The sequence below is a fragment of the Micromonospora sp. SD19 genome (genome assembly GCF_054462275.1).
This window is the reverse complement of the sequence record NZ_JBTLMN010000009.1, coordinates 284,743-310,832: the sequence shown is the minus strand read 5'-3', so window position 1 is coordinate 310,832 and position 26,090 is coordinate 284,743. Positions and strand designations below refer to the sequence as shown.

Annotated in this window: 23 protein-coding genes; 7 read left to right on the top strand and 16 right to left on the bottom strand. The window is 70.4% G+C overall.

The features are described 5' to 3' along the window. From ACX27O_RS26500 to ACX27O_RS26440, 13 genes are all read right to left on the bottom strand, one after another. On the bottom strand, positions 1-248 hold a 248-nt coding region (locus ACX27O_RS26500), incomplete at its 3' end, for an RICIN domain-containing protein (protein WP_458940257.1). Positions 249-585: 337 nt separating this feature from the next. After that, on the bottom strand, positions 586-2,088 hold the full coding sequence (gene araA, locus ACX27O_RS26495) for an L-arabinose isomerase (RefSeq protein ID WP_030333979.1): 1,503 nt from the start codon (positions 2,086-2,088) through the stop codon (positions 586-588). A 26-nt stretch (positions 2,089-2,114) separates the two neighbouring features. Further along, positions 2,115-3,104, bottom strand: coding sequence for a galactofuranose ABC transporter, permease protein YjfF (yjfF, locus tag ACX27O_RS26490; protein ID WP_030333976.1), 990 nt, complete (start codon positions 3,102-3,104; stop codon positions 2,115-2,117). Then, positions 3,101-4,171 carry an ABC transporter permease gene (locus ACX27O_RS26485; protein ID WP_357847113.1) on the bottom strand — a complete coding sequence of 357 codons (1,071 nt, stop codon included), beginning with the start codon at positions 4,169-4,171 and terminating at the stop codon, positions 3,101-3,103. The genes yjfF and ACX27O_RS26485 overlap by 4 nt, the downstream gene beginning before the upstream one ends. Further along, positions 4,168-5,709 (bottom strand): sugar ABC transporter ATP-binding protein, encoded by a 1,542-nt coding sequence (locus ACX27O_RS26480; protein WP_458940256.1) that lies wholly within the window; start codon positions 5,707-5,709, stop codon positions 4,168-4,170. Before ACX27O_RS26480 ends, ACX27O_RS26485 begins: the two co-directional genes overlap by 4 nt. A 188-nt stretch (positions 5,710-5,897) precedes the next feature. Next, positions 5,898-6,902 (bottom strand): ABC transporter substrate-binding protein, encoded by a 1,005-nt coding sequence (locus ACX27O_RS26475; protein ID WP_247675477.1) that lies wholly within the window; start codon positions 6,900-6,902, stop codon positions 5,898-5,900. 126 nt (positions 6,903-7,028) lie between these two features. Next, a complete protein-coding gene (locus ACX27O_RS26470) occupies positions 7,029-7,721 on the bottom strand; it encodes an L-ribulose-5-phosphate 4-epimerase (protein WP_030333969.1) in 693 nt (230 codons plus the stop codon). Further along, positions 7,718-9,400, bottom strand: a complete 1,683-nt coding sequence (gene araB / locus ACX27O_RS26465; RefSeq protein WP_030333967.1) for a ribulokinase — start codon at positions 9,398-9,400, stop codon at positions 7,718-7,720. The genes ACX27O_RS26470 and araB overlap by 4 nt, the downstream gene beginning before the upstream one ends. A gap of 629 nt (positions 9,401-10,029) precedes the next feature. Then, positions 10,030-10,818: an ABC transporter permease gene (locus tag ACX27O_RS26460; RefSeq protein ID WP_030333965.1), complete on the bottom strand. Its 789-nt coding sequence runs from the start codon at positions 10,816-10,818 to the stop codon at positions 10,030-10,032. Then, positions 10,815-11,792 (bottom strand): daunorubicin resistance protein DrrA family ABC transporter ATP-binding protein, encoded by a 978-nt coding sequence (locus ACX27O_RS26455; protein ID WP_030333963.1) that lies wholly within the window; start codon positions 11,790-11,792, stop codon positions 10,815-10,817. Before ACX27O_RS26455 ends, ACX27O_RS26460 begins: the two co-directional genes overlap by 4 nt. Positions 11,793-11,824: 32 nt before the next feature. After that, positions 11,825-12,667 (bottom strand): DUF4097 family beta strand repeat-containing protein, encoded by an 843-nt coding sequence (locus ACX27O_RS26450; protein WP_030333961.1) that lies wholly within the window; start codon positions 12,665-12,667, stop codon positions 11,825-11,827. A 71-nt stretch (positions 12,668-12,738) separates the two neighbouring features. Beyond that, a complete protein-coding gene (locus tag ACX27O_RS26445) occupies positions 12,739-13,263 on the bottom strand; it encodes a hypothetical protein (protein WP_030333959.1) in 525 nt (174 codons plus the stop codon). Positions 13,264-13,354: 91 nt separating this feature from the next. Beyond that, on the bottom strand, positions 13,355-14,500 hold the full coding sequence (locus tag ACX27O_RS26440; RefSeq protein ID WP_030333957.1) for an FUSC family protein: 1,146 nt from the start codon (positions 14,498-14,500) through the stop codon (positions 13,355-13,357). Between the two features lie 220 nt (positions 14,501-14,720). On the opposite strand from ACX27O_RS26440, the gene ACX27O_RS26435 reads away from it, so the two are divergent. Next, the gene (locus tag ACX27O_RS26435) at positions 14,721-16,952 is read left to right on the top strand and encodes a hypothetical protein (protein ID WP_458940255.1); all 2,232 of its coding nucleotides are present in this window, start codon (positions 14,721-14,723) and stop codon (positions 16,950-16,952) included. A 10-nt stretch (positions 16,953-16,962) separates the two neighbouring features. On the opposite strand, the gene ACX27O_RS26430 is transcribed toward ACX27O_RS26435, so the two are convergent. Further along, entirely contained in the window at positions 16,963-17,718 is a 756-nt protein-coding gene (locus tag ACX27O_RS26430; protein ID WP_458940254.1) for an SDR family oxidoreductase, read from the bottom strand. A gap of 130 nt (positions 17,719-17,848) precedes the next feature. Here ACX27O_RS26430 and ACX27O_RS26425 point away from each other — a divergent pair, with 130 nt between their 5' ends. Together ACX27O_RS26425 and ACX27O_RS26420 are read left to right on the top strand one after the other, a co-directional pair. Further along, complete coding sequence (locus ACX27O_RS26425) at positions 17,849-18,502, top strand: class I SAM-dependent methyltransferase (protein WP_030333951.1); 654 nt, start codon at positions 17,849-17,851, stop codon at positions 18,500-18,502. Between the two features lie 239 nt (positions 18,503-18,741). Then, the gene (locus ACX27O_RS26420) at positions 18,742-19,950 is read left to right on the top strand and encodes an ice-binding family protein (protein ID WP_458940253.1); all 1,209 of its coding nucleotides are present in this window, start codon (positions 18,742-18,744) and stop codon (positions 19,948-19,950) included. A 153-nt stretch (positions 19,951-20,103) separates the two neighbouring features. Here the strand turns inward: ACX27O_RS26420 and ACX27O_RS26415 are convergent, their stop codons facing one another. Beyond that, positions 20,104-20,634, bottom strand: a complete 531-nt coding sequence (locus tag ACX27O_RS26415) for a P-loop NTPase family protein (protein ID WP_210866710.1) — start codon at positions 20,632-20,634, stop codon at positions 20,104-20,106. Between the two features lie 171 nt (positions 20,635-20,805). Between ACX27O_RS26415 and ACX27O_RS26410 the strand changes: the two genes are divergently transcribed. After that, positions 20,806-21,993 (top strand): RNA ligase RtcB family protein, encoded by a 1,188-nt coding sequence (locus tag ACX27O_RS26410; RefSeq protein ID WP_458940252.1) that lies wholly within the window; start codon positions 20,806-20,808, stop codon positions 21,991-21,993. Continuing rightward, a complete protein-coding gene (prfH, locus tag ACX27O_RS26405) occupies positions 21,990-22,619 on the top strand; it encodes a peptide chain release factor H (protein WP_458940251.1) in 630 nt (209 codons plus the stop codon). The genes ACX27O_RS26410 and prfH overlap by 4 nt, the downstream gene beginning before the upstream one ends. Before the next feature lie 4 nt (positions 22,620-22,623). On the opposite strand, the gene ACX27O_RS26400 is transcribed toward prfH, so the two are convergent. Next, positions 22,624-23,529, bottom strand: coding sequence for an alpha/beta fold hydrolase (locus tag ACX27O_RS26400; RefSeq protein ID WP_458940250.1), 906 nt, complete (start codon positions 23,527-23,529; stop codon positions 22,624-22,626). Positions 23,530-23,720: 191 nt separating this feature from the next. Between ACX27O_RS26400 and ACX27O_RS26395 the strand changes: the two genes are divergently transcribed. Continuing rightward, positions 23,721-24,623, top strand: a complete 903-nt coding sequence (locus ACX27O_RS26395) for a PIG-L family deacetylase (RefSeq protein WP_458940249.1) — start codon at positions 23,721-23,723, stop codon at positions 24,621-24,623. A gap of 235 nt (positions 24,624-24,858) precedes the next feature. Then, on the top strand, positions 24,859-26,052 hold the full coding sequence (locus ACX27O_RS26390) for an endo-1,4-beta-xylanase (protein WP_030333935.1): 1,194 nt from the start codon (positions 24,859-24,861) through the stop codon (positions 26,050-26,052). Positions 26,053-26,090 lie beyond the last annotated feature (38 nt).

Genomic DNA, 26,090 nt, shown 5'->3' with positions numbered 1-26,090 from the left:
TTGCGGGTCCACTGCGTGATCCGCGCGCCGTCGTTGGTCGCCAGGTTGTACACGTCCAGGGCCTTGCCGCTGTTGCGGTTCACCAACACGTACCAGGCACTGGTGTCGACAGTCGCCGCTGACGCGGGCGCCGAGGCGACGGCTGCGGCCGCGCCACCGACCACCAGCGTCATCGCGGCGACAGCAAGTCTCGACAGCCACCCGCGCCGACGTGGCGCACCCCGGGGAACCCGACCGATGGAAAGCATGATCCTCCTCTGCTGACGTCAACCGAGCGATCTGGGTCGCGTCCGCGGCACCGGGCGGGGCACCGAGCTGACCGACGTCCGGCCATGTGATCGCTAACACCGTCAGCCCGACGGTCGCGGCGATGAGCTGCCGCAACCGAGAGAGGTGGAACGCACGCGTGGCCGGACAGTCAAAGACATCGACCATCTTGGCTATAGACTGTGAGCGATAACATGCTGTTAGTCAAGCCGTAACACGGCCGCCTCACGTACGCCGGGACCACACGCGAACGGGTGGTCCACCCCAGCCGCAGGCAGGGATGGACCACCCGTGTCGAGCGCGATCAGAGCGCGCGAATCAGAAGCCGCGGGCCAGCCGGTAGTAGGCCTGGTTCCAGCGGATCTCGTCGGCGAAGCGGCGCGGCTGCGTGTCGGCGTCGATGACGACGAGCTCGGTGCGGCTCATCTCCGCCAGGTCGTGCAGCTCCTCCACGCCCACCGCCTGCGACAGCACCGTGTGGTGCGGGGCGCCGGCGGTGATCCACGCCTCGGCCGAGACCGGCAGGTCGGGGCGCGGACGCCACACCGCCCGGGCCACCGGCAACCGGCGCAGCGGCTGCGGCGGGGACACCACGTCGATCTCGTTGGCCACGAGCCGGAACCGCTCCCCCATGTCGGCCAACCCGAGCACCACCGCCGGACCGGGTGCGGCGTCGAAGACCAGCCGGACCGGGTCCTCCCGGCCACCGATGCTCAGCGGGTGGATCTCCACGTTGGGCACGTCCGACGCGATGGTCGGGCAGACCTCCAGCATGTGGGCGCCGAGCACAAGCTCGTTGCCCGGGGTGAGGTCGTAGGTGTAGTCCTCCATGAACGAGGTGCCGCCACTCACCCCCACCGACATCGCCTTGAGGGTGTGGACCAGGACCGAGGTCTTCCAGTCGCCCTCGCCGCCGAAGCCGTAACCGTCCGCCATCAGCCGCTGCACGGCGATGCCCGGCAGCTGACGCAGCCCACCGAGGTCCTCGAAGTTCGTCGTGAAGGCCCGGAACCCACCCGCGTCCAGGAAGGCGCGCATGCCCAACTCCAGGCGCGCGGCGTAGCGCAGCGCGTCGTGCTGATCGCCGCCGGGCAGCAGCTCGCCGACGATGCGGTAGGTGTCCTGGTACTCCTTGACCAGGTCGTCCACCTGCGCGTCGGTGACCTCGCCGACCACCTCGACCAGGTCGTTGACGCCGTAGGTGTTGACCGAGACGCCGAACCGCAGCTCGGCCTCGACCTTGTCGCCCTCGGTCACCGCGACGTCGCGCATGTTGTCGCCGAAGCGGGCCAGGCGCAGCGACCGCATCGCCGACCAGCCCAGCGCGGCGCGCGCCCACGCCCCGATGCGAGTGGTCACCCGCGGGTCGCTGACGTGCCCGGCCACCGTCTTACGGGCCACACCGAGGCGCGTCTGGATGTACCCGAACTCGCGGTCGCCGTGCGCGGCCTGGTTCAGGTTCATGAAGTCCATGTCGATGTCGTTCCACGGCAGCAGAACGTTCGCCTGGGTGTGCAGGTGCAGCAGCGGTGTCTGCAACGCGTCCAGACCGGAGATCCACATCTTGGCCGGCGAGAACGTGTGCATCCAGGCGATCACCCCGACGGCACCCTGGGCGGCGGCATCCCGGCAGACCTGCAGGATCTCACCACTGTTGGTCAGGACGGGCTTCCAGACCACGCGGGCGGGAATCTGCGGCGAGTCGTCGAGTGCTGCCGCGATCTGGCGGGACTGCTCAGCCACCTGGCGGAGCGTCTCCTCGCCGTACATGCCTTGGCTGCCGGTGAGGAACCAGATCTCGGGTTCGGTGTGTGGTGCCATGGGGTTGCCTTCCGCGAGAGGGGCGGTCACTTGTAACGGATTCCGATGAGGCGCTGGAGGAGGATGAACGCGAAGAGCAGGCCGCCAATCACGATCTTGGTCCACCAGGAGTTGAGGCTCCCATCGAAGGTGATGAGGGTCTGGATCACGCCCAGGACCAGCACGCCGAGTACCGTGCCGAAGACGTAACCCGCGCCGCCGGTGAGCACCGTGCCACCGATGACGACGGCGGCGATGACGTCCAGCTCCATCCCCACGGCGATCAGCGGCGCGCCGGAGAGGGTGTAGAAGGACAGCAGGATCCCGCCGATGGCCGAGCACAGACCACTGATCGTGTAGACGGCGATCCGGGTCCGCCCCACCGGCAGGCCCATCAGCAGCGCCGACTGCGGGTTGCCGCCGATGGCGTACACGTTGCGCCCCAGCCGGGTGTAGGCCAGCACGTACGCGGCGATGGCGACCACCACGAAGGCGATCAGCACGCTGATCGACACGAAGTTGCCGCGGGGGTTCCCGATCCGCTCCTGCGACATCGCGGTCCAGAAGCCGTCGGTGATCGGGATCGACGCGCCGGAGATGAACGTGCACATGCCCCGGGCGAAGAACATCCCGGCGAGCGTGACGATGAACGGCTGGATCTCGAAGAAGTGGATGACGCAGCCCATCAGCAGGCCGAGCGTCGGGCCGATGAGCAGCGCGATGACGAGCACCAGCGCCGCCGGCATGCCGTCCTGCAGCAGCGCGGCCGACACCATCGCCGTCATGGCGACGACCGAACCGACCGACAGGTCGATGCCACCGGTGAGGATCACGAAGGTCATGCCCACCGCGACGACGAGCAGGAAGCCGTTGTCGATGAACACGTTGAAGATGACCTGGACGTTGGAGAACGCCGTGTACTGCGAGACACCGATGCCGTACATCACCAGCAGCAGGGCGAGCGTCGCCAGGACCGGTATCTGCTTCCTCGGCAGCCGGAACCGGTTACGACCGGCGGTAAGCGTTCCAGTGGTCATGCCGGCACCTGCTCCTTCGGCTTGTCGGCAACGGGGGCGGGCGGCGGGGCGTTGCGCCTGCGGCGGGTGAACCGGGCCCGGAAGGCCGGCGCCTGGATGAGGCAGACGGCGATGACGACGACCGCCTTGAACAGCAGCGACGTCTGCGGCGAGATGTCCATCGCGTACACGGTGGTGGTCAGTGTCTGGATGATCAGCGCACCGATGATGGTGCCGCTGAGGAAGAACCGACCACCCGCGAGGGAGGTGCCGCCGATGACGACAGCGAGGATCGCGTCCAGCTCGACCCAGAGGCCGGCGGCGTTACCGTCGGCACTGGAGACGTTGGCGGTCATCATGAAACCGGCGACCGCGGCACACGCGGCGCTGATCACGTACGCGAGGAAGATGACCCGGCCGGACCGGATGCCGGCCAGCCGGCTGGCCACCGAGTTGCCGCCCACCGACTCGATGATCATGCCGAGCGCGGTGCGACGGGTGAACGCGGCGACGAGCAGTGCCGCGGCGAGAGCGATGAAGATGGCCAGCGGCAGGGTCAACGCGTGGCCCAGGCCGATCGCCCGGTACGGCTCGGAGTTGATGGTGATGATCTGACCCTCGGTGATCAGCTGGGCGAGACCCCGGCCGGCGACCATCAGGATCAGGGTGGCGATGATCGGTTGGATGCCGATCACTGCCACCAGCACCCCGTTCCACGCGCCGAGCACGAGCGAGACCCCCATCGCCATCGCGAGGGCGGTCGCCACCACGGCAATGCTGCTCTGGTCGGGCTGCTTGCTGATGTACATGCAGGCGATCGCGCCGCTGATCGCGCAGAGCGAGCCGACCGACAGGTCGATGCCGCCGGTCGAGATGACCAGGGTCATGCCCAGCGCGACGAGGATCAGCGGTGCGCTCAGCCGCAGGATGTCGATCGGCGTCCCGTACAGGTGCCCGTCCTTGAGCTCGATGGACAGGAACCCGGGCCGGTAGATCGTGTTCGCGGCGAGCATGACGAACAGCACGGCGGCGGGCCAGAACAGCCGGTGCCCGGTCATCGCCCGATAGCGGCTCATGGTGTCGGTCATCGGTCTGCCTCCTCCCGGTGGGATCCGCTGGCGATGGTCTGCATGACGCGCTCCGCGTCGAGGCTCTCGTCGTTGGCGAGCTGCGCGACCATCTGCCGGTCCCGCATCACTGCCACCTTGTGGCTCAGGCGCAGCACCTCCTCCAGCTCGGCGGAGATGAACAGCACCGCCATGCCGCCGTCGGACAGCTGCGTCACGAGCTTCTGGATCTCGGTCTTCGCGCCGATGTCGATGCCCCGCGTCGGCTCGTCGAGGATCAGCAGCCGTGGCTCGGTGATCAGCCACCGGGCCAGGAGCACCTTCTGCTGGTTGCCGCCGGAGAGGTTGCGGACCGGAACCTCCGGGTCGGCGGGCCGGATGTTGAGGGCCTTGACGTACTTGTCGACCAGCTCGTCCTGGCGACGACGCGGAATGGGCCGCAGCCAGCCGCGCGCCGCCTGCATGGCGAGGATCATGTTCTCGCGCACCGACAGGTCGGCGACGATCCCCTCCGCGCGGCGGTTCTCCGAGCAGAAGCCCACGCCGTGGTCGATCGCCTGGGCGGGGGTGCGCAGGCTGCTCGCCGTGCCGTCGACAGCTACCTGACCCCCGTCGCTCCGGTCGGCCCCGAACAACAACCGCGCGACCTCGGTACGCCCCGAGCCCAGCAGGCCGGCCAGGCCCACCACCTCGCCGGCGTGGATGGTGAGGCTGAACGGCTCGACAGCGCCCGCTCGACCGAAGTTGGACACCGCCACCAGGGGGGTGCCCTCCTCCAGGGTGGCCAGGTCCCGCCGGGAGTGCTCCTCGATGCCCTCCAGGACGTCGAGCTCCTTGCCGATCATCTTCTCGACCAGGGAAAGCTGGGGCAGCTCGGTGGTGAGGTACTCGCCGACCAGCCCGCCGTTGCGCAGCACGGTGATCCGGTCGGCGATCTCGTAGACCTGGTCGAGGAAGTGGGTCACGAACAGGATGGCGATGCCCTCGTCGCGCAGCTGCCGCATGATCCGGAACAGCTGCGCCACCTCGTCGGCGTCGAGGCTGGACGTCGGCTCGTCCAGGATCAGCACCCGGGCCTTGATGTCGATCGCGCGGGCGATGGCGACCATCTGCTGGATCGCCAGGGAGTACGAGCCGAGTGGCGCGCTGACGTCGAGGTCGAGGTCGAGGCGGGCCAGCAGGGCGCGGGCGCGCCGGCGAACCTCGCCCCAGCGGACCGCGCCGAAAAGGCGGGGCTCACGGCCGATGAAGATGTTCTCCGCCACCGAGAGGTTGGTGCAGAGGTTGACTTCCTGGAAAACGGTGCTCACACCGGCGGCGGTCGCCTGCATCGGCCCGCTGAACGACACGGGCTCGTCATGGAGGGTGATCGCGCCCTCGTCGGTGTCGTAGACACCGGTGAGCACCTTGATGAGGGTCGACTTGCCGGCGCCGTTCTCGCCCATCAGGGCGTGCACCTCGCCGGGGAAGAGCCGGAAGTTGACGTCGTGGAGTGCGCGCACCCCGGGGAAGGACTTGCTGATCCCGGTCATCGTCAGGACCGGACGGCTATCCGTCATCCCATCAGACCTCTTCTGGGTTGTCGACACGGAAGGGCCGCCACGGCCCCGCGACGCCCGCCCGGTCGCCCCTGGGGGTCGCTCGGGCGGGCGTGGTACGGAGGTCGTCGCGGGCCAAGCCCGGTCCGTTTCGGGTAGGGAGGCGACGCGGCGGGGCCGCCACGCGAGCGCGGCGACCCCGTCGTCGATCAGTACTTACGGTTGGGCAGAGCTTCCTTCGCCTGCTCAGTCGTGAAGGTGGTCTCCTCGGTCTCGATCCGAGGCGGCACCTCCTCGCCCGCGTGGACCTTCTTGGCCAGGTCCATCAGCTGCGGGCCGAGCAGCGGGCTGCACTCCGCGATGAAGTTGAACTTCCCGTCGGCGAGAGCCTGCATGCCATCCTTGACGGCGTCGACGGTGATGATGGTGATGTCCTTGCCGGGCTCCTTGCCGGCCGCGGTGATCGCCTCGAGCGCGCCCAGACCCATGTCGTCGTTGTGCGCGAACAGCACGTCGATCTTCGGGTACGCCTTGAGGAACTGCTCCATGACCTGCTTGCCGCCGGCCCGGGTGAAGTCACCCGGCTGCGAGGCGATGATCTTCAGGTTCGGGTTGGCGGCGATCGCCTCACCGAAGCCCTTCTTGCGGTCGTTCGCCGGCGCCGCACCGGTGTTGCCCTGCAGCTCGACGATGTTCACCGGGCCCGAGGCGCTCTTCTTCTGCTCGACCAGCCACTCGCCCGCGAGCCGGCCCTCCTTGACGAAGTCCGAACCGAGGAAGGTCTTGTACAGGGTCTTGTCCGCCGAGTCCACCGAGCGGTCGGTCAGGATGACCGGGATGCCGGCGTCCTTGGCCTCCTTGAGCACGGTGTCCCAGCCGGACTCCACCACCGGCGAGAAGGCGATCACGTCGACCTTCTGCTGGATGTAGTTGCGGATCGCCTTGATCTGGTTTTCCTGCTTCTGCTGAGCGTCGTCGAACTTCAGCTCGATCCCCGCGGCGGCAGCGGACTCCTTGATCGAGGTGGTGTTCGCGGTACGCCACCCGCTCTCCGCACCGACCTGGGAGAAGCCCATCGTGATCTTGCCGTCGTCCTTGGACCCGCCGCCGCCGGTGTCGCTGTTACCGCAGGCCGCCACGCCGCCGACCAGCAGCACGCTGGCGAGGACCGCGGCAGCACGCCACGGAGCGGACTGCATTCGCATCTTTCCCATCGAATCTCCTTGGTGGATGTGGTGGGTAACCGCGCCGGCCGCCGAGGTGCGAAAGAGCGGCGTACGCGGGTGGTGCGTGCTGGTGCGCGTGGTGCAGACCGACGGGTCCCGGGGTTTCGGTGAGGGTCAGGAACCCGCCGGTGCGACTGGTTGTTGGCCGTAGACGTTCTGGTAGCGGTCGTAGAGTGAGTCGATGTCGGCCTGTGCCATCGGGACCGGCCGCCCGAGGGTGTGGGCCAGGTGCGCGGTCCGGGCCACGTCCTCGCACATCACCGCCGCCTTGACCGCCGCGCGGGCGTCGCGGCCGATGGTGAACACGCCGTGGTTGCGCATCAGCACCGCCGGCGAGCGGTGCCCGGCGAGCGTGGCCACGATGCCCTTGCCGATGTCGTCGCCGCCGATCAGCGCGAACGGACCGATCGGGATCTCCCCGCCGAACTCGTCGGCCTGCGCCGTGAGGTGGCAGGGGATCGGCTCGCCACACGCCGCCCAGGCGGTCGCGTACGAGCTGTGCGTGTGGACGACGCCGCCGACCTCGGGCATGGCCCGGTAGACGTAGGCGTGGGCGGCGGTGTCGCTGGACGGGGCGAAGTCGCCCTCGACGAGAACGCCGTCGAGGTCGCACACCACCATCGTGGCCGCGGTGAGGTCGTCGTAGCTCACCCCACTCGGCTTGATCACCATCAGGTCCTGGCCGGGAACCCGCGCGGAGACGTTGCCGGACGTCCAGGCGACCAGGTTGTACCGGGTCAGCTCGGCGTGCAGGCGGGCGACGGTCTCGCGCAGCTCGGCGATCTGTCGGGTCACCTCGGCGTTCACGCCACCACCTCCAGCGGGGTCTCGTGCGGGGTAGCGGCGGTCTCGACCGCCGCGTTGCGGATCGCCCGCAGGCGGAGCATGACGTCGTTGCCGCCACGACCGAAGTGGTCGTGCAGCGCCCGGTACTCGGCGTAGAGGGCGTCGTAGGCGCGGGCCCGCTCGGGGTCCGGGCGGTAGACGGCCTCGTGCACCCGACCCATCGCCTGCGACGCCTCGTGGATCGAGGGGAACTCACCGGCGGCGACCGCGGCGTGGATCGCCGAGCCCAGCGCCGGACCCTGCGACGAGGCGATGATGTTCAGCGGACGCCTGGTCACGTCGGCGTAGATCTGCATCAGCAGCGCGTTGTTGGTCAGACCACCGGCGATCACCAGGTCGTTCACCGGGACTCCGGCGTCGACGAACGCCTCGATGATCATCCGGGTGCCGTACGCGGTGGACTCCAGCAGGGCCCGGTAGATGTCCGCTGGCCGGGTGGCCAGGGTCATCCCGACGATCATGCCGCTGAGGTCGTGGTTGACCAGCAGGGACCGGTTGCCGTTCCACCAGTCGAGCGCGATCAGGCCGTGCGCGCCGACGGGCTGACTCGCGGCCAGCTCGGTGAGGCGCTCGTGCGAGTCGATGCCGGCCGGGGCAGCGTGCTCGACGAACCAGCCGAAGATGTCGCCGACGCCGCTCTGCCCGGCCTCGTAACCCCACGCGCCGGGGCTGATGCCGCCGTCCACGACACCGCACATGCCGGCCACCTCGGCGACCTCCGCGCCGTTGACCACGTGGCAGGTCGAGGTGCCCATGATGGCGACCAGCCGACCGGGTTGCACCGCCTGCGCGGACGCCGCGGTGACGTGCGCGTCGACGTTGCCGACGGCCACCGCGATCCCCTCCGGCAGGCCGGTCCATGCGGCGGCCTGGGCGGTGAGCGAGCCGGCGCGGGCGCCGAGGGGCAGCAACGGACCGTCCAACTTGGCCACGAAGTCACCGAAGTTGGGGTTGAGCGCGGTCAGGAAGTCCTTGGCGGGATACTGACCGTCCTGCAGGATGCCCTTGTATCCGGCCGTGCAGACATTGCGGGTCTCGGTGCCGCAGAGCTGCCAGACGATCCAGTCGGCCGCCTCGATGAAGCGCTCGGCCCGGTCGTAGACCTCCGGGTCCTCCTCCAGGAGCTGCAGGCCCTTGGCGTACTGCCACTCGGCGGAGATCTTGCCGCCGTACCGGCCGATCCACGGCTCGGCCCGCTCGTGGGCCAGCGCGTTGATCCGGTCGGCGTGCGGCTGCGCGGCGTGGTGCTTCCACAGCTTGACCCAGGCGTGCGGTCGGTCGCGCAGCTCGGGCGTCTCGCACAGTGGAGTGCCGTCGGCGAGCGTCGGCAGCACGGTGCAGGCGGTGAAGTCGATGCCGATGCCGACCACCGCCGCCGGGTCCACCCCTGCGGCGGACACCGCCGCCGGGACGGCGTACCGCAGCACGTCGCGGTAGTCCTGCGGGTTCTGCAGGGCCCAGTCCGGGGGTAGCGCTCGACCTCCCGGCAGCGCCGTGCTGATCACGCCATCGCCATACTCGTGCACCGCGGTCCCCAGTTCGGCACCATCGCCGACACGGACCACCAGAGCTCGCCCGGACAGGGTGCCGTAATCGACACCGACGACATAGCGGTCGTCAGCTCCGTCCACACGGTTCATGTTCACCTCCACCGTTAACGGGGATAGTGTTAACGCTCACATCCAGCCTCGTCAAGACATCTACCCGCAACAGCTCCGTAACGGAACGCGGAAGGCGGACCGACTCGGGAGGGTTGATAGCGGACCGGTGCAAAGCACACCATTCCGACGGCAAGTGCGCCGATCAGGTGCCGAACGGGGCCTCGGCGCGGACCGGATGCCCACCAGATGGCCGTCGACAGGCGAGGCGACAGGTGCGGTGCGCCGGACACTGCGGGACGACCGTCCGATAGCGACCACCTAAACTTTCGGTGGCAATGGCAGCGATAACATCATCGGGCTCGCGCGTTCCCCCGCTCGGATCCGCACCACTGCCGTCAATGACCTTGCGGGCTCTTGGGTGAGCGCTCCGCACCGGCTGCCCACGCCGCGCGCAACCGGGCGACGCGGCTGTGTTATCGATAACATTCGACGTCTTGAGGCGCTCTGGCCGCCCGGGTCGGACAGCGACGGGACACCCGGTCCACAGCCCGCTCAGGTGCGCGCGCCGCCGCCCCCGCAGGCCGCGCGACACCACGAGCCGGCGGCCCGGCCCCCTGGGCCGAGCCGCCGGTTCCGCGAGCTGATGGCGAGACCGCGCGCCGGTCGGGTCAGCTCGTCCGGTTGCGGTTGTAGAGCGCCTTGGCCCAGAGGAAGCAGGCCACGGTGATGACGGCGCACCAGACGACGGCGATGGTGGCGTTGTTCCCGATCCCGGTGCCCAGGAGCAGGCCGCGAAGGGTCTCCATGACGGGCGTGAAGGGCTGGTAGTCCGCGAACCACCGCACGGCGGCCGGCATGGAGTCGGTGGGGACGAACCCGCTTCCGAGGAACGGCAGGAGGATCAGCGGCATGGGCAGGTTGCTGGCCGTCTCGACGCTGTCACTGACCAGACCGAGGGCGACCGACAGCCAGGTGAGCGCAAAGGTGACCATGGCGAGGACGCCGAGGGCGGCGAGCCACTCGACCGGGTTGGCGGTGGGCCGGAACCCGACCAGCAGCGCCACGACGGTGACGGCCGCGAGGCTGAGCATGGTCTGGACCAGGCTGCCCAGCACGTGACCCGTCAGGACCGACGGTCGGAAGATCGACATCGTCCGGAACCGGGCGATGATCCCCTCGGTCATGTCCATCGCGACCGAGATGGCGGTGCCCTGCGCCGCGCTGACCACAGTGATGAGCAGGATGCCGGGCGTGACGTAGTTGGCGTACTGCGAGCGGTCGCCGGACGGGCCGAGGCCGGCGCCGAGCGTGCCGCCGAAGACGTAGACGAAGAGCAGCAGAATGATGATCGGGATGCCGATGAGCAGGAAGGTCATCGACGGGTACCGCCGCATGTGCAGCAGGTTGCGCCGCAGCATGGTGCTGGAGTCGCGGACGGCGAGGGAGATGGTGCTCATCGCGCGGAAGCCCTTTCGTGATGGGTCCGGCCGGCCCGGGTGTCCGGCTGACCGGTGAGGGTGAGGAAGACGTCGTCGAGGTCGGGGGTGTGCACGGAGAGCCCGGCCACGCTGATCGAGGCGCTGTCGAGCTGGTCGAGCAGGGATCGCAGTGACCCGACCCCACCGTCACTGGGCACCTGGAGGGTGAGCGCCGCGTCGTCCCGGGTGGCGGCCTGCAACGTCCGGGCCGCCGAGTCGAGCCCTTCCTGGTCGGCGAACTGCAATACGACGTGACCGCCCGGGATGAGCCGCTTGAGCTCGCGTGGTGTGCCCTCGGCGATCAGACGGCCGTGGTCGAGGAACGCCACCCGGTCGGCGAGTTGGTCGGCCTCCTCCAGGTACTGCGTGGTGAGCAGGATGGTGACGCCCTCGGCGACGAGCGCCCGGATGATGTGCCACATGGCCCGGCGGCTGCGCGGGTCGAGGCCGGTGGTCGGCTCGTCGAGGAAGATGACGCGGGGCTCGCCGACCAGGGTCATCGCCAGGTCGAGCCGCCGGCGCATGCCACCGGAGTACGTCGACACCGGCTTGGCCGCCGCCTCGGTCAGGTCGAACTGGTCGAGCAGGTCGGCGATCCGACGCCGGCCGGCGGCCCTGCCCAGGTGGCACAGGTCGGCCATCAGGGTCAGGTTCTCCCGGGCGGTGAGCAGGTTGTCGACGGCGGAGAACTGGCCGGTGACGCCGATCAGCGCGCGTACCGCGTCGGGCTCCCGGGTCAGATCGTGGCCGAAGATGCGCGCATCGCCACCGTCGGCCCTGATCAGGGTGGAGAGGATCTGCACGGTGGTGGTCTTGCCGGCCCCGTTCGGACCGAGCAAGGCGAAGATCGTGCCCTCGGTGATCATCAGGTCGACGCCGTCCAGGACGACCTTGTCGCCGTAGGACTTGCGCAGGTCGGTGGCGACGATCGCGGGGTTCGTGGAGCTGGTCATGGTCTCCTCATTCGTGGTCGGCGCGGTGGGGGTCAGGCGCGGCGGATCATGATGTCGCCGTAGGAGGTGTTCGCCCGGACCTCGACCGTCTCGTCGGTCTGCGCCGGGCTGCCGGTCGACTCCAGCGCGTTGTGCACGCGGCCGTGCTTGGAGCTGACGTCGAGCCACGCGGCGGTCCCGCGACGGATGCCGACCTCGATGGCGCCGTAGGACGTCTGCACGTCGATCGCGCCGCGGGCGACCTCACCCAGCCGAAGGTTGCCGTAGGCGGTACGCGCCGTCACCGAGCCCAGCGACGCGTCCACGGTGATGTCGCCGTAGGCCGTGTTGATCCGGACGTCGCCGCCGCTGCGGCCGATCCAGCAGTCGCCGGACGAATTCTTGATCTCGGCGGTGCCGTCGACCGCGCCGATGCGCACCTTGCCGGACGAGGCCTTCACCCTGGCGGGTCCGAGGACGCGCTCGACCGCGACCTCGCCGTGGCTGCTGTCGATCTCCAACGGCCCGGTCTCGTCGAGCCGGATGCCGCTGCCGGTCTTGATCCGGCACTCGCCGAGCCGGCCCTCGCAGCGGAACGCCGCCCACGACGCCTCGGCGTGCACCCGCGACCCGGTCGGGAGCTCGACCAGGACGTCGACCGACGGCCCGGGGCCGAACCCGTAGCGGCGCCAGCTCTTGGGCACCCGGATCACCAGTTGCCCGGCGGCGAACTCGACGGTGGTCTGGTCGGCGGCGCTCACGTCGGCCTTGCTCGACGGGTCGCGGGGACGCACGGTCACCACCGTGTCGGTGCGGTCGCTCGCGGCGATCCAGGCGTCGCCGATCGGCAGCTCGATCTGGACGGCAATCGGTTCTGGCGTCTCGAAAACAGGCATGGTGGTCTCCCGGAAGGTGGTCGGCGAAGGTTGCCGCTGGTCAGCGGCGCGGCGGATGGGGGTACGGGAAGTTAGCGGGCCCAGCCGGTGAAGCGCTGGCCGGAGGTCGGCTCCACCCGGCGCGGCGGACGACGTTCCGGGTCGCCCGCCCCGACGGCACCGGCGACGGCGCGCACCAGCCAGGCGTTGACCGAGAGCCCGGCGCGCCCAGCGGCCTCCTCGACGCTGGCCTTCAGGTGGTCGGGCAGCCGGAGGTTGATCCGCGAGGTGCCGCCCTCGTCACCGTCGGGCGCGGACACTGGCACCGCCAGCGGTGGCGGGCCGCTGGCCTCGCTCGCCAGCTCGGCCGGCGGGCTGGCCGGGGTCACCACGAAGTCGGGTTCGCGCCCGCGCAACCGGACGTGCACCGAGCCCGGCGCGAGGTCACGGGTGATCTCGTCAGCCGCGTCGGAGAGCGCTTCGAGCAGCGTGAGACGGGTGGCCGCCTCCAACTGCGTGAAGAGCCGTTCGGCCAGCACCCGGGCCTCCGGGTCCACACCCTCCGCCGCCACGGCGAACTCGTTACGCAGGTTCTCGACGTATGACCTCAGCTCCATGGCACCATCATGGCACCACTTTGGCTCAGATGGCAACAGCGATGGCTCAGATATGCGCCAACAACTGGCGCCGATGGGCGCCGCCGGACCGTCAGAGATCGCCGAAAGCCCTCCGGACCAGGTGATTCGCGCCCTCCTGGGTCAGGCCGGTGGCGACAAGCAGGTCACTGACCGTGGTCCGGACCTGCGCCACCACCACCGCACCGGAGAAGCCCACACCGTCCCGATAGGCGTTCCCGGCCGTCGCGACCGCCCGCAGTGCCTGCTCCCGCGCCCGATTCGGCTCAGCGCCAGCGGCGAACTGCCGCTTGAGCAGGCGGACGGTCTCGGCCAGCTCGGCCACCGCCCTCGGCAACGACTCCGGCACCGGCTCGCCGTCCTCGATGAGCGTCACCGACCGTCGGATCAGGGTGCCGCTGTTCCGCGTCGCCCGGTCGATCAGCTCCGCCGCCTGCGCGTACCGGCCCACCGGTCCGTGCCGCTGGTGCCAGTACACCGGCGACAGGGTGCTCGCCTCCCGGGCGCCCTGGGCCGCCTCGACGAACGCCTTCAACCGGCCCGCGCTCTGCCGCAGCTCACCCCGGGCGGTACGGGCCCGCGCGGCGTCCCGCTCGGCCAGCGCTTCGGCGGTGGCGTCGAGCTGGGTCAGCAGGAGATCGAACACCGGCCGGGCGGCCCGGTTGAGCACCCGTAGCGGGTTCAGCGGCAGCAACACGGCGGTGACCAGCAACGCCACCCCTCCCCCGATCAACGCGTCCACGAACCGCGGGATCTCCAGGTCCCGGACGGTTGGGCTGAGCGTGGCGATGAGAACCGCCGTCGCCCCGGCCTGGATCACCACCGCCGCGCTGCCGGCGAGGAAGAGCGCGACGACGATCGCCAGCACCACGATCAGGGCGAGCTGCCACCACCCGGTGCCGGTCACCAGGAGCAGCAGGTCGCCGATCAGCACCCCGACGGTCACACCGATGATCAGCTCGATGGTGCGACGCAACCGCTGGCCGACGGACGCGGCGAGCGTCGAGACGGCGGAGATCGGCGCGAAGACCGGCTGCGACACGTGCAGCAGCGAGTGCGCCACGAACCAGGACAGTGCCGCCGCCAGGCCGGCCTGCAGGGCGAGGCCGCCGATGGCGCGTACCCGACGGACCCGGTCGTGCCAGGCGGCCAGCAGGCGGTCCCAGCGCCGCGCTGTCGACGGGCCCGCGTCCGCTCCGCGCCGACCGGCAGCGACCATGGCGGCACCTACCCCGCCACGACCGGCTCAACCCTCGCACGCACGGGCCGGTCGACCACAGCGCGCCGGTCGGGTGGCAGCACCAGGGACGGCCGAGATTGAGCGGGTCCGGTTCGGGTAGACCCGCTCGGCCGCCGGCCCCGGCGCGTGCCGTCGAGGTGGGGGTAGCGGGACAAGGGCGGCGGGACGCCTCGGGGGGACGTCGGATGGATCAGCGCGGTTGAGCGGGCCGGACAGTTCCGGTGGCGTCGTGGAGCTACGGGTGCACGGAGTCTCCGGCGCGAGTCCCGCACAGGTGCTGGGCCTGCAGCAGACCGGGCAGGTCGCCGGTGACCGCAGTGGCGGGTTCTACCGGCCGCGCCCCCGGTCCTCGGACAGCGCGAGCGTGCCGGGGGTGACGCTGGAGGCGTACCGCTGGGGTGACCTGCCGTCGGGCACCGTGACCCGCACCCTGGCGGTGGTGTTCCTGCTCCCCTTCATGCTTGTCAACGTCGCGATCTGGATGCGCCCGGCGAACCCGGCTTCCGAGGCGGCGGTCAAGTCCCTGTGCCGGGTGCTGGGGCTCACGCTCACCGTGCTGTACGTGCTCGCCATCGCCGGCGTCGCCCTGGACCTCGTCGGTTGGAAGTGCCTGGCCTCGCCGAGCTGCCTCACCGGACGCAGCTGGTTGTCCTGGTTGGGTGGGCGGACGATCGGGCTGCGGCTGGCGGTGCTCGCGCTGGTCCCGGCCGCCGCGATCGGCCTGATCTGGCTGATCAGCTGTCGTCCGGGGCGAGCCTTCGAGGCGTTTCGCGCACCCGATCAGGGCGGCTCCGCCTGCCGGCTCGACACCGTCGGCCAGTGGGACGCCGAGCCGCTGGTGGGCCGGTTGCGGGCCATCCATGTCGCCGCCGCGTTCGCGACGCTGGACCTCGTCCTGCTCCTCGCCCAGGGTGCGAGAGACGCCTCGGCGGCCACCATCGCGCTGACGGCGATCACGGGGGTGATCCTGACGAGCTGCGTGGGGATGCTCTGCACCCCGCCACTGATGGACCGGTACCCCGCCGACCAGCGGCTCGACCGGGTCACCCGCACCCTCCGGACCGCTGCCATCATCCTGACCGTGGTCGTCGTGGCACACGTGTCGACCAGTTCGCGGCCGTGGCCGCAGGAGCGCGGGCTGCCCGGTTACGACCCGACAGTGGTCGGTGTGTTCGCGGCTCAGACGACACTGATGGCCGCCCTGGGCGTGGTGCTGCTCTGGTACCGGAGCCGGGAGCGCGACGCCACCCCGCTGTTCGGGTTGGGCGCTCTCGTTGTCGCGGCCACCGGGATCAGTACGGCGGTGGCGTACTCCGCAGAGCTGGTCTGCCGGGTGGCGGACTTCCTGGATCGCGGCGTGCCGACCGGGGAGGGCATCGCCACCGGCCCGCCCCGGGCCTTCACCTGGGCGATCTACGGCTTCTTCCGCGCGGTGGTGGTCACCGCGATCGTCGCCGTTCTGGTCATCCTGATCTCCCGCCGGAGTCGACGCCGGGCTGCGGCGGCGATCGTCGCGCGCGACTTCCCGAACGCGCCGGCCGAGGCCGAGCTCCGCCTGAGGCAGGTCCGAGACGCGATAGCTCGGGCCCGCTTCACCGAGAAACTGGTGCCGTTGGCAGTGGTCTACGGTTGCCTCGCCGGACTCGCCACGGCCACCACCACGGTCGGCCTGCTCGGCCAGTTGCCGGGCGACGTGATCGAGCGAAACATCCGATTGCCGGCGGAGGCGATCACGTTCGCCATCGCGCTCAGCAGCTGGGTGATCGGGGCAATCATCCTCGGCCTGGTCATCGGCGCCATCTTCGCGTACCGGACCGAGCCGTACCGCCGCTACATCGGCGTCCTCTGGGACCTTGGCACCTTCTGGCCCCGGGCCGCCCACCCGTTCGCGCCACCCTGCTACTCCAGGCGGGCGGTGCCGGAACTGGCCCGCCGAATCACCTACCTGGTCGAGCGCGGCGACGCGGTGCTGCTGACCGGGCACAGCCACGGCTCGATTCTGCTCGCCGCCGCGGTGCTCCAACTGCGGCCGCAGATCGGCGACCGGGTCGCCCTGCTCACCCACGGATCACCGCTGCGCCGTTTCTGCGCGCGGCCCTTCCCCGCCTACCTCGACGACGCAGCACTACAGGAGATCGGCCAGCGGGTGGGGTGGCGCTGGGTGAACCTGTGGCGCGACACCGATCCCATCGGTGGCTGGATCTTCTCCCCGAATCCGTCACCCGCGCCGGATACCACCGGCGACCCGACAGCAGCTGTCGATCGCCGACAGCGCGATCCCCGCGATGTGGTGACGCCCCCCGGGGACAGCGTCGCCCCACCCATCCACGGGCACTGGCCGGACGAGTCCGACGAGCCGTTCACCGAGGCGGTTCGGGAGCTGGTGCGGCGCCTCGGCGGGCGGGCTGGCCCGACCACGACGCCGAGGTAGCGGGGCCGGCTCAGCGTCCCCGGCCAGCCGCCGCACGCCAGTCGGCCAGGGCGGTGCCGGGGGTGCGGGCGCCGTCGGCCGGAACGAGCGAGCGTTCGTTCAGCCTGGCGCCGAAGTACCGGGCGTCGGGGTCGGCCACCACCGTGCGGCGATCCTGCTGGTCGGCGAGGAGCGAGCGGCCCAACTCGTCGAGCTGGAACTGCTCCGGACCAGCGACCTCGACCACGGAGTTCGTCGGCGCGCCGAGCGCGACCTCGGTCACCGCGGCCGCCACGTCGTCAGCGGCCATCGGCTGGATGAGCACCGGCGCGAGGTGCACGGTGTCGCCGTCCGTGGCGGCGTCGATGATGCCCTGGAGGAACTCGAAGAACTGGGTGGCGTGCACCACCGAGTACGGGATTCCGGAGGCGACGATGAGCTTCTCCTGAGCGACCTTCGCGCGCATGTAACCGCTGTCCGGGATCCGGTCGCTCCCCACGATGGAGAGCGCCACGTAGTGATTCACCCAGGCGTCCGACGCGGCGGCGAGGAGCGTCCGGGTCGAGGTCTCGAAGAACTCCAGTACGGCGGCGTCCTCGAACGACGGCGAGTTCGACGTGTCGACGACGACCTCGGCCCCGGCGAGCGCATCGGCCACGCCCTCGCCGGTCAGGGTGTTCACGCCGGTCTTCGGCGATGCCGCCACCGCCTCGTGGCCCTGGGCGCCGAGGCGGTCCACGACCTTGGAACCGATGAGGCCACTGCCCCCGATGACGACGATCTTCATGGTCGGACCACATCCTGTCTGCACTGGGTTGAGTCGTGCTGCCCATCAGTAAGACGGAAAGCGTGCGCGGATGCAGGACAATCGCCGGAGAAAGCGTCTTACGGAGATCACGCCATCAGTGGAGGTCGACGTGGCCACGGTGTCCCACCCCGTGTTCGCCCGGGTGTACGAGCGACTCAGCGTCGCCATGGACCGCGCCGGCACGGCGGCGTTCCGGCGGGAGCTGGTCGCCGGCCTGTCCGGCCGGGTGATCGAGATCGGTGCGGGCAACGGGCGGATGTTCGCCCACTACCCGCCGTCTGTCACCCAGGTCCTCGCTGTCGAACCGGAACGGCGGCTGCGGGCCGCCGCCGAGCGTGCCGCCGCGGATGCGCCGATTCCGGTCACCGTCGTCGACGCTCTGGCCCAGGCGCTGCCCGCCGCGGACGGCGAGTTCGACGCGGCCGTGGTCGCGTTGGTGTTGTGCACGGTGCCCGATCAGGCGAGCGCGTTGGCGGAGATCAGCCGGGTGCTGTGCCCCGGAGGCCAGGTGCGGTTCTTCGAGCACGTGGCCGCCGAGGAGGCCACCGGCCTGCACCGCGCCCAACGTCTCGTCGACGCCACCGTGTGGCCGAGGCTGTTCGCGGGCTGCCACACCAACCGCGACACCGTCGCGGCGATCGCAGCGGCCGGCTTCGAGGTGACGCAGCTGCGCCGGTTCCGTTTCCCGGCCACCAGCAACAGCCCATCCTCGCCCTGCGTCCTCGGCCGTGCGATCAGGCCGGTCCCGGCCGTCCGGCGATAGGCCGAGATCTGCTCGGTCGCCCCGGGTGCGCACCCGCCGCTTGTCGAAACCGGCGAACAAGAATGCGAATATCTGTCCTATTCAGATAGATGCGCGTCGGTCATTGCGCCAATTTGCCCCCATTTGAACACCCGCCGTGATGTGGTAGTCAACGCGCTTATCGGCGCCATACAGGCCATATCACGCAGGACGCCACTGGCTTGACGTCTCCTGCGAGTAGTACCCACGGAGGGTGTTCTGTGACAGCTAAACCCAAACACTGGCTACGGCGACAGGTGGTCCTGCCGGCGCTTGCGGCCGGCGCAGCCGCCACAGTGGCAGCCAGCCTGCTGCTCTTCAGCTCGACCGCAGCCAACGCGCAGGAAGCACCGGTCAACCTGGGCACGGCGGCCGACTTCTCCGTCCTGGCCGGAGCGGAACCCACCAACACCGGGCCCAGCTTCCTGGCTCAGAGCCTCGGTCGGTACCCCGGAAACACCGCGTCCGGATTCGAGACGGCAACCATCGGCGGCGAGGTGCACCTCGGTGACGCTGTCGCTCTACAGGCTCAGAGCGACCTGACCATCGCCTTCAACGATGCCGCCGGCCGGACGCCGTTCACCAACCTCCCGGCGGAGCTGGGCGGCAACACGCTCAACGAAGGGGTCTACCGGATCGGAGCCGCCCAACTCACCGGACCGTTGACGCTCAACGGCCAGGGCGACCCGTCCGCCGTGTTCATCTTCCAGGTCGACTCCTCGCTGACGACGGCGTCGAACAGCAGCGTCGTCCTGATCAACGGGGCTTCGGCCTGCAACGTGTTCTGGAAGATCGGCAGTTCGGCGACGATCGGCACGGGCACCACCTTCGTCGGCACAATCATGGCGCAGGCCGCGATCACGATGGCCACGGGCGCGACCCTCCAGGGCCGCGCGCTGGCACGCACCGCCGCCGTCACACTGGATACCAACGTCATCACCGCACCGGTCTGCGCCGGGCCGACCGGCCCACCCGGACCCACCGGCCCGCCCGGACCCACCGGCCCGCCCGGGCCGACCGGCAGCCCCGGTGCCCCCGGCAGCCCTGGTGCGCCCGGCAGCCCCGGAGCGCCCGGCAGCCCCGGAGCGCCCGGCAGCCCCGGTGCGCCCGGCAGCCCTGGTGCCCCCGGCAGCCCCGGAGCGCCCGGCAGCCCTGGTGCCCCCGGCAGCCCCGGAGCACCCGGAGCGCCCGGTAGCCCTGGAGCACCCGGAGCGCCCGGCGTACCTGGTCCGTCCGGGCCCCCCGGAGCACCTGGCAGCCCGGGCGCGCCTGGTGCACCCGGTCGACCCGGTGGCCCAGGCGGCCAAGCCCCGGTCCTGCCGGTGACCGGTGGCGGTGTGGTCCCGACCATGACCGGCGTCGGAAGTGTGATGGTCGTGCTGGGCGCATTCGCGTTCCTCCTCGCCCGGCGTCGACGCCAGGAGTCCTGACCGGTGGCCCGGCCGGCGCGAGTACGGCCGGGCCACGTGACATCGTCGGCCCGCTCCCCGATGGAGCGGGCCGGCGGCGTCCACCTGGTCGAATGAGTACGGCACCCGGTGCGAGCTCGGTCAGAGCTCAGTTCGGCGGCTCTCCGCGCGACCTCATCGACCGGGCAGGCCGGCCAGCCAAGCGTCCAGCTCCGCCGGGGAGCGCAGTAACACCACTCGCGGCGCGGACGGGTCCGCCTGCCAGGCCCGCATCCGCCGGCGGGCCCGGCCGAACGCGGTGACGTGCCACAGCAGGATCGAGTCCCGGGACAGCACACTGCTCAGCGACTCGCGGTTGCCGTTGCAGATCACCTCGCCGGTGACCACCCGACGGGCGGTGCGGCGCAGCAACCGTCCGAACGAGCACCACCGTGGATAGTCCAGGCCGACGACCAGGTCGGCGCGGGCCAGCGGGACGTCCCGCCACCCGTGGTACGCCCCGTCGATGATCCAGCGGTCCCGTCGGCAGATCTCCTCGATCCGGCTGCGCTGCTGGGTGACCGGCACCTCGACCCAGCCCGGTTGCCAGAGCAGATCGTCCACCGGATACCAGGGCAGTCCGAGGTGGTCGGCCAGCCGCGCCGCGAGGGTGGACTTGCCGGAGCCGTACACCCCGTAGACCAGGACGCGACGCGGTGCGCTCATCGCGGCAGCGTACGTCGTGAAGGAAAATCAGTTGTCGGGCCGACCTGCCTGGGCCAGAGTGACGGCCATGACGTACTGACGGACACCACCCCCTGCTCCGCGCCACCGGTGACGCCTCCCGGGGCCGTGACGCCGTCCGTTCCCACGTTCGCAAGCGAGAAGTGAGCCTCCTTGTCCCAGCACCACCTCCCTCGGGAGCCCCTGCCCCCGTCCACCCCGGCCACCGTCACGGTGTTCGCCTCACCGACGAGCTGGATCGAGTCCGCGGCGCTCGCCCAGTGTCGACAGGTCGCCGCCCTGGACGGCATGCGGCACGTCGCCGCGATGCCGGACCTGCATCCGGGCAAGGGCGCGCCGATCGGCGCGGCCATGGCGTCGACAGTGCTGTACCCGTTCCTGGTGGGCTCCGACATCGGCTGCGGCATCGCCGTGTTTCCGATCAAGCTGAAACGGGCCGTACCGGAACGGCTCGCCGCCCGGTTCCCCGACCTCGACCAGGCGCTCGACCCGGTACGCGACGCCGACGACCCGGCCTGGGCCGCCGTCGACGGTGACGTTCCGGCCGGTCACCTGGACGGGCTCGGGACGGTCGGCCGGGGCAATCACTTCGTGGAGCTGGCCCGGGTCGACACCATCCTCGACGGGCGGCACGCCGGCCGGCTCGGGCTCGACGCGGGCGACCTCGTGCTCATCGTGCACAGCGGTTCCCGTGGCCTGGGCGAGCGGATCCTGCGCGCGCACACCGAGGTCCACGGTGCCGGGCCGGCTGTCGACCCCGCCGCTTACCTGCGCAGCCACGACGACGCCGTGCGCTGGGGTTCGCTCAACCGCCGGGTGCTGGCCGCCCGGGTGGCGCACGCGTTGGGGGCCGAGCCCACCGCCCCGATCGTCGATCAGTGCCACAACCTGGTCGAGGTTCGGGACGGGGTCTACCTGCACCGCAAGGGCGCGGCGCCGGGTGACGGGCGCGACGTTCTGATCGCCGGCACCCGGGGCACGGCGTCCTACCTGGTGGCCGCGCACGCCGGGCCGGACGCCAACCATTCCGTGGCCCATGGCGCCGGCCGCAAGATGTCGCGCGCCGACGCCCTGCGGCGGGGCCGGGCCAAGCACACCGTCGAGGAGCTGCGGCGTACCCCGGTCGGGTCGCTGGTGGTGTGCGGTGACCGGCAGCTGCTCTTCGAGGAGGCGCCCACGGCGTACAAGCGCATCGAGCAGGTGATCGCCGACCTGGTCGCGCACCGCCTGGCCACGCCGGTGGTCAGCACGACGCCTCTGGTCACCTACAAGACGCCCGACCCCGGGTCCGCCGCCCGAGCGGACCGGCGGGGACACCGCGGCAGGCGGGGCCGGTCGTGAACGTGTTCCTGCTGCTGTCGGCCGGACGGGGGCCGCAGGAGTGCGCCTGGGCACTGGGTCAGCTGCTGCACCGCCTGCGGAGTGAGGGCACCCGCCGAGGTCTGACGATCCAGCAGGTGCACGCGGTGCCCGGTGACCGCGCCGGCACCTACCGGTCGGTGCTGATCCGGATCTCCGGCGCCGACGCCGAGGCGTTCGCGGCGTCGTGGACCGGGACGCTGTGCTGGCAGGCCCCCAGCCCGTACCGGTCGGGCAGCGGCCGGAAGAACTGGTACGTCACCGCCCAGCCACCCGAACGCGACGCCCGACCCACGACGTTCCGCGAGGCGGACGTCGACGTCGTCGCCTGCCGCACCGGCGGGCCGGGTGGTCAGCACCGGAACAAGGCCAGCACCGCGGTACGCGCGACGCACCGCCCCTCGGGCATCGTCGTCGTGGTGGACGAGGAGCGGCAGTTCAGTCTCAACCGCCGGATCGCGGTGGAGCTGCTGCGCCAACGCGTCGAGCAGGGCGACGAGGCGGCCCGGCGGGCCGTCACCACCGCCCGCTGGCGCATTCACGACGGGCTGGTCCGCGGCGACCCGGTGCGGGTGGAACGTCCGACGCCCCGGCGGCCGGGAGGCTAGCGACTCAGACCTCCAGCACCGCGTCCGCGAAGGCCTGCGGCGCCTCCTGCGGCAGGTTGTGCCCGACGCCGCCGCCCACGGTCCGGTGCTCGTACGGCCCGGTGAACTGCTTGGCGTAGACGGTGGGCTCGACGTGGGGCGCACCGTTGGCGTCGCCTTCCATGGAGATGCTGGGCACGCTGATCTTTGGTTGCCCGGCGAGGCGCTGCTCGATCTCGTCGTACTGTGCCTCGCCGTCGGCGAGGGCCATCCGCCACCGGTAGTTGTGAATCACGATGTCGACGTGGTCGGGGTTGTCGAACGCCGCGGCGCTGCGGTCGTAGGTCGCGTCGTCGAAGGTCCACCGGGGGGACGCGGTGTGCCAGATCAGCTTGTTGAAGGCGCGCCGGTTCTTGTCGTAACCTTCCCGCCCGCGCTCGGTGGCGAAGTAGTACTGGTACCACCACGCCAACTCCGCCTTCGGCGGCAGCGGCGCCTTACCGGATTCCTGGCTGGCGATCAGGTAGCCGCTGACCGAGACCAACCCTCGGCAGCGTTCGGGCCACAGCGCGGCCACGACATCGGCGGTCCGCGCGCCCCAGTCGAAGCCGGCCAGCTTCGCGGTGTCGATCTTCAGGGCGTCCATCAGGGCGATGAGGTCGAGCCCCATCGCCGCCGGTTCGCCGTTGCGCATGGTGTCGTCGGAGAGGAACCGGGTCGTGCCGTAACCCCGCAGGTACGGGACGACGACCCGGTGTCCGGCAGCGGTGAGCAGCGGTACGACGTCGACGAAGCTGTGGATGTCGTAGGGCCACCCGTGCAGGAGGATCACCGCGTCCCCGTCGGGCGGCCCGGCGTCCACGTACCCCACGTTCAGGAGTCCGGCCTCGACCTGTCGCAGGTCGGTGAACCCGCCAGCGGCTCTTGCCATCGGCTCTCTCCCCACGTCCGGACCTGCTCGGTTGGGCTGATCACGGCCGAATCTAGCGACCCGCCCGGGACGTGATTACCGTTCACACAAGCACCGCTGCGCGGATGCCGAACTGGGTAGGATGCCCGCTCCCCGCGGTCGTTGCGGGTGGAGGTCGTGGAGTGGTAGCCGCGGAACCGTAGGGTGTTGGCATGGCTGAGCGACCTCTGACCCTGATGGCGGTGCACGCCCACCCCGACGACGAGGCGACGAGCACCGGCGGCGTCCTCGCCCGCTATGCCGCCGAGGGGGTCACTACCGTGCTGGTGACCTGCACCGACGGGCGATGTGGGGACGGCCCGGGTGGGGTCAAGCCGGGCGAGGAGGGGCACGACCCGGCTGCCGTGGTGGCGATGCGTCAGGCCGAGCTGGAGGCCAGCTGCGCGGCGCTGAACGTCACCCACCTGGAGACCCTCGGCTACGCCGACTCGGGGATGATGGGCTGGCCGACCAACGACCAGCCCGGCGCGTTCTGGACGACCCCGGTGGCGGAGGCGGCGACCCGGCTCGCGGAGCTGATCCGGCAGTACCAGCCGGACGTGATCGTCACGTACGACGAGAACGGTTTCTACGGCCACCCGGACCACATCCAGGCGCATCGGATCACCATGGCCGCCGTCGAGCAGACGGACGTCCCGGCGAAGGTCTACTGGACCACGGTGCCGCGTACGGCGTTCGCGGAGTTCGGTCGGATCATGAAGGAGCTCGGCGTCGACTGGGCCGAGCCGGACGCGTCGCAGCCGCAGCTCGGCCTCCCCGACGACGAGATCACCACCTGGGTCGACACGAGCAAGTTCGGCGCGCAGAAGTTCAACGCGCTGGCCACGCACGCCAGTCAGACCGAGAACATCTTCTTCCTGCAACTCGGTCAGGAGCGGTTCACCGAGCTGATGGGCGTGGAGACCTTCCTGCGGGTCCGGGACCGGACCGGCGCGCCGACCCCCGAGGACGACCTCTTCGCCGGCCTGCGCTGGCCGGTCTTACCCAACGGCACCGGGGCATCGTCGACCACCGCGTCGACGATGCCACCGGCGTGCGCCGGGGCCGGAAGCTGATCCCGGAAGTTTCGACGCTTGGTGGCCCAGGGCTGCGCAGGTCATGTGATGAATTTCCGGAAGTTTTCACCGTTGACGCCCAGACATAGATCGGCTTAACGTTTCGAGCGGGTTTCCGGTTTCCGGCCGGAACTACCGGTGTCGCCCGCCCACCCGACCACGTTCCCGCCGGCCAGCACCGGACCCTCGCCTCCTTGATCGACACATTCCCATTGATCGTTTGGAAGGAAGGCACATGAAGCTAAGGCAGTGGTCGACCGTCGGCCTGGTCGCCGTCGCGACTGTCGCGACGCTGAACACGGTGCCGGCCACCGCGAGCCGGCCGTACGACCCCATGACGCAGAGCCTCGCCACCCTCGGCCTGCGCCACGGTCTGCACGTCGGCACCGCGGTGGACATGGACGCCCTCAACGACGCCAGCGACCCCCAGTACCGCAAGCTGGCCTCCACCGAGTTCGCCTCGGTCACCGCCGAGAACGTGATGAAGTGGGAGAGCCTGGAGCCCACCCGTGGCACCTACAACTGGGCTCCGGCCGACGAGTTCGTGGAGTTCGCCAAGCGCAACCGGCAGAGCGTGCGTGGTCACGTGCTGGTCTGGCACAACCAGTTGCCCGCCTGGCTGACCAGTGGCGTCGCCGACGGCTCCATCAGCAAGCAGGAGTTGCGCGAGCTGCTGCGCAAGCACATCACCACTGTCGTCAACCGCTACAAGGGCAAGATCTGGCAGTGGGACGTGGTCAACGAGGCGGTCAGCGACCCCTGGGACACCCCGTCGACACTGCACTACAAGGGTTTCTGGGCGCAGAACCTGGGGCCCGGCTACATCGCCGACGCGTTCCGCTGGGCACGGGCCGCTGACCCGAAGGCGCTGCTGTTCTACAACGACTACAACATCGAGGCGTTCGGCTCGGGCAACCCGGCCGACGACAAGACCCAGTTCGTGTACGACATGACCAAGAGCCTGCGCGCTCAGGGTGTCCCGATCGACGGCGTCGGCGCCCAGGGCCACCTGGGCACCCAGTACGGCAACTTCGACACCCTCCAGGTGACGGCGGCGCTGAAGAAGTTCAGCGGGCTCGGCGTCGCGACGGCGTTCACCGAGGTCGACGTCCGCAGTCAACTGACGGCGGGCGTCCAGGCGGGCAACTCGGAGGAGATCAACCCGCGGCTCCAGGCGTCGGCCGCCAATTTCAGCGTGCTGATGAAGGCGTGCCTCGCCGTGCGGAGCTGCCTGTCGTACACGGTCTGGGGTTTCAGTGACAACCACTCGTGGGTGCCCGGCTGGTTCAGCGACCCGCCGGAGGGCCTGGCCACCATCTACGACGAGAACTACCAGCCCAAGCGGGCCTACCACGAGTTGAAGTCCGACCTGATCTTCGCCGGGCCGCCGTACGTCCTGCCCCGCGTCGCCCCCAAACCGCGCCGCTGACACGCATTTCGCCGGACGGGCCGTGTGGAGCTTGCCGA

What these genes read in the sequence shown, in the direction of transcription:
- ACX27O_RS26460 (WP_030333965.1), bottom strand. Translation starts at nt 10,818, where the DNA reads ATGAGCACCATCTCCCTCGCCGTCCGCGACTCCAGCACCATGCTGCGG.
- araB (WP_030333967.1), bottom strand. Translation starts at nt 9,400, where the DNA reads ATGAACCGTGTGGACGGAGCTGACGACCGCTATGTCGTCGGTGTCGAT.
- ACX27O_RS26475 (WP_247675477.1), bottom strand. Translation starts at nt 6,902, where the DNA reads ATGGGAAAGATGCGAATGCAGTCCGCTCCGTGGCGTGCTGCCGCGGTC.
- ACX27O_RS26390 (WP_030333935.1), top strand. Translation starts at nt 24,859, where the DNA reads ATGAAGCTAAGGCAGTGGTCGACCGTCGGCCTGGTCGCCGTCGCGACT.
- ACX27O_RS26455 (WP_030333963.1), bottom strand. Translation starts at nt 11,792, where the DNA reads ATGACCAGCTCCACGAACCCCGCGATCGTCGCCACCGACCTGCGCAAG.
- araA (WP_030333979.1), bottom strand. Translation starts at nt 2,088, where the DNA reads ATGGCACCACACACCGAACCCGAGATCTGGTTCCTCACCGGCAGCCAA.
- ACX27O_RS26440 (WP_030333957.1), bottom strand. Translation starts at nt 14,500, where the DNA reads ATGGTCGCTGCCGGTCGGCGCGGAGCGGACGCGGGCCCGTCGACAGCG.
- ACX27O_RS26480 (WP_458940256.1), bottom strand. Translation starts at nt 5,709, where the DNA reads ATGACGGATAGCCGTCCGGTCCTGACGATGACCGGGATCAGCAAGTCC.
- yjfF (WP_030333976.1), bottom strand. Translation starts at nt 3,104, where the DNA reads ATGACCACTGGAACGCTTACCGCCGGTCGTAACCGGTTCCGGCTGCCG.
- ACX27O_RS26395 (WP_458940249.1), top strand. Translation starts at nt 23,721, where the DNA reads ATGGCTGAGCGACCTCTGACCCTGATGGCGGTGCACGCCCACCCCGAC.
- ACX27O_RS26400 (WP_458940250.1), bottom strand. Translation starts at nt 23,529, where the DNA reads ATGGCAAGAGCCGCTGGCGGGTTCACCGACCTGCGACAGGTCGAGGCC.
- ACX27O_RS26415 (WP_210866710.1), bottom strand. Translation starts at nt 20,634, where the DNA reads ATGAGCGCACCGCGTCGCGTCCTGGTCTACGGGGTGTACGGCTCCGGC.
- ACX27O_RS26485 (WP_357847113.1), bottom strand. Translation starts at nt 4,171, where the DNA reads ATGACCGACACCATGAGCCGCTATCGGGCGATGACCGGGCACCGGCTG.
- ACX27O_RS26430 (WP_458940254.1), bottom strand. Translation starts at nt 17,718, where the DNA reads ATGAAGATCGTCGTCATCGGGGGCAGTGGCCTCATCGGTTCCAAGGTC.
- ACX27O_RS26450 (WP_030333961.1), bottom strand. Translation starts at nt 12,667, where the DNA reads ATGCCTGTTTTCGAGACGCCAGAACCGATTGCCGTCCAGATCGAGCTG.
- ACX27O_RS26445 (WP_030333959.1), bottom strand. Translation starts at nt 13,263, where the DNA reads ATGGAGCTGAGGTCATACGTCGAGAACCTGCGTAACGAGTTCGCCGTG.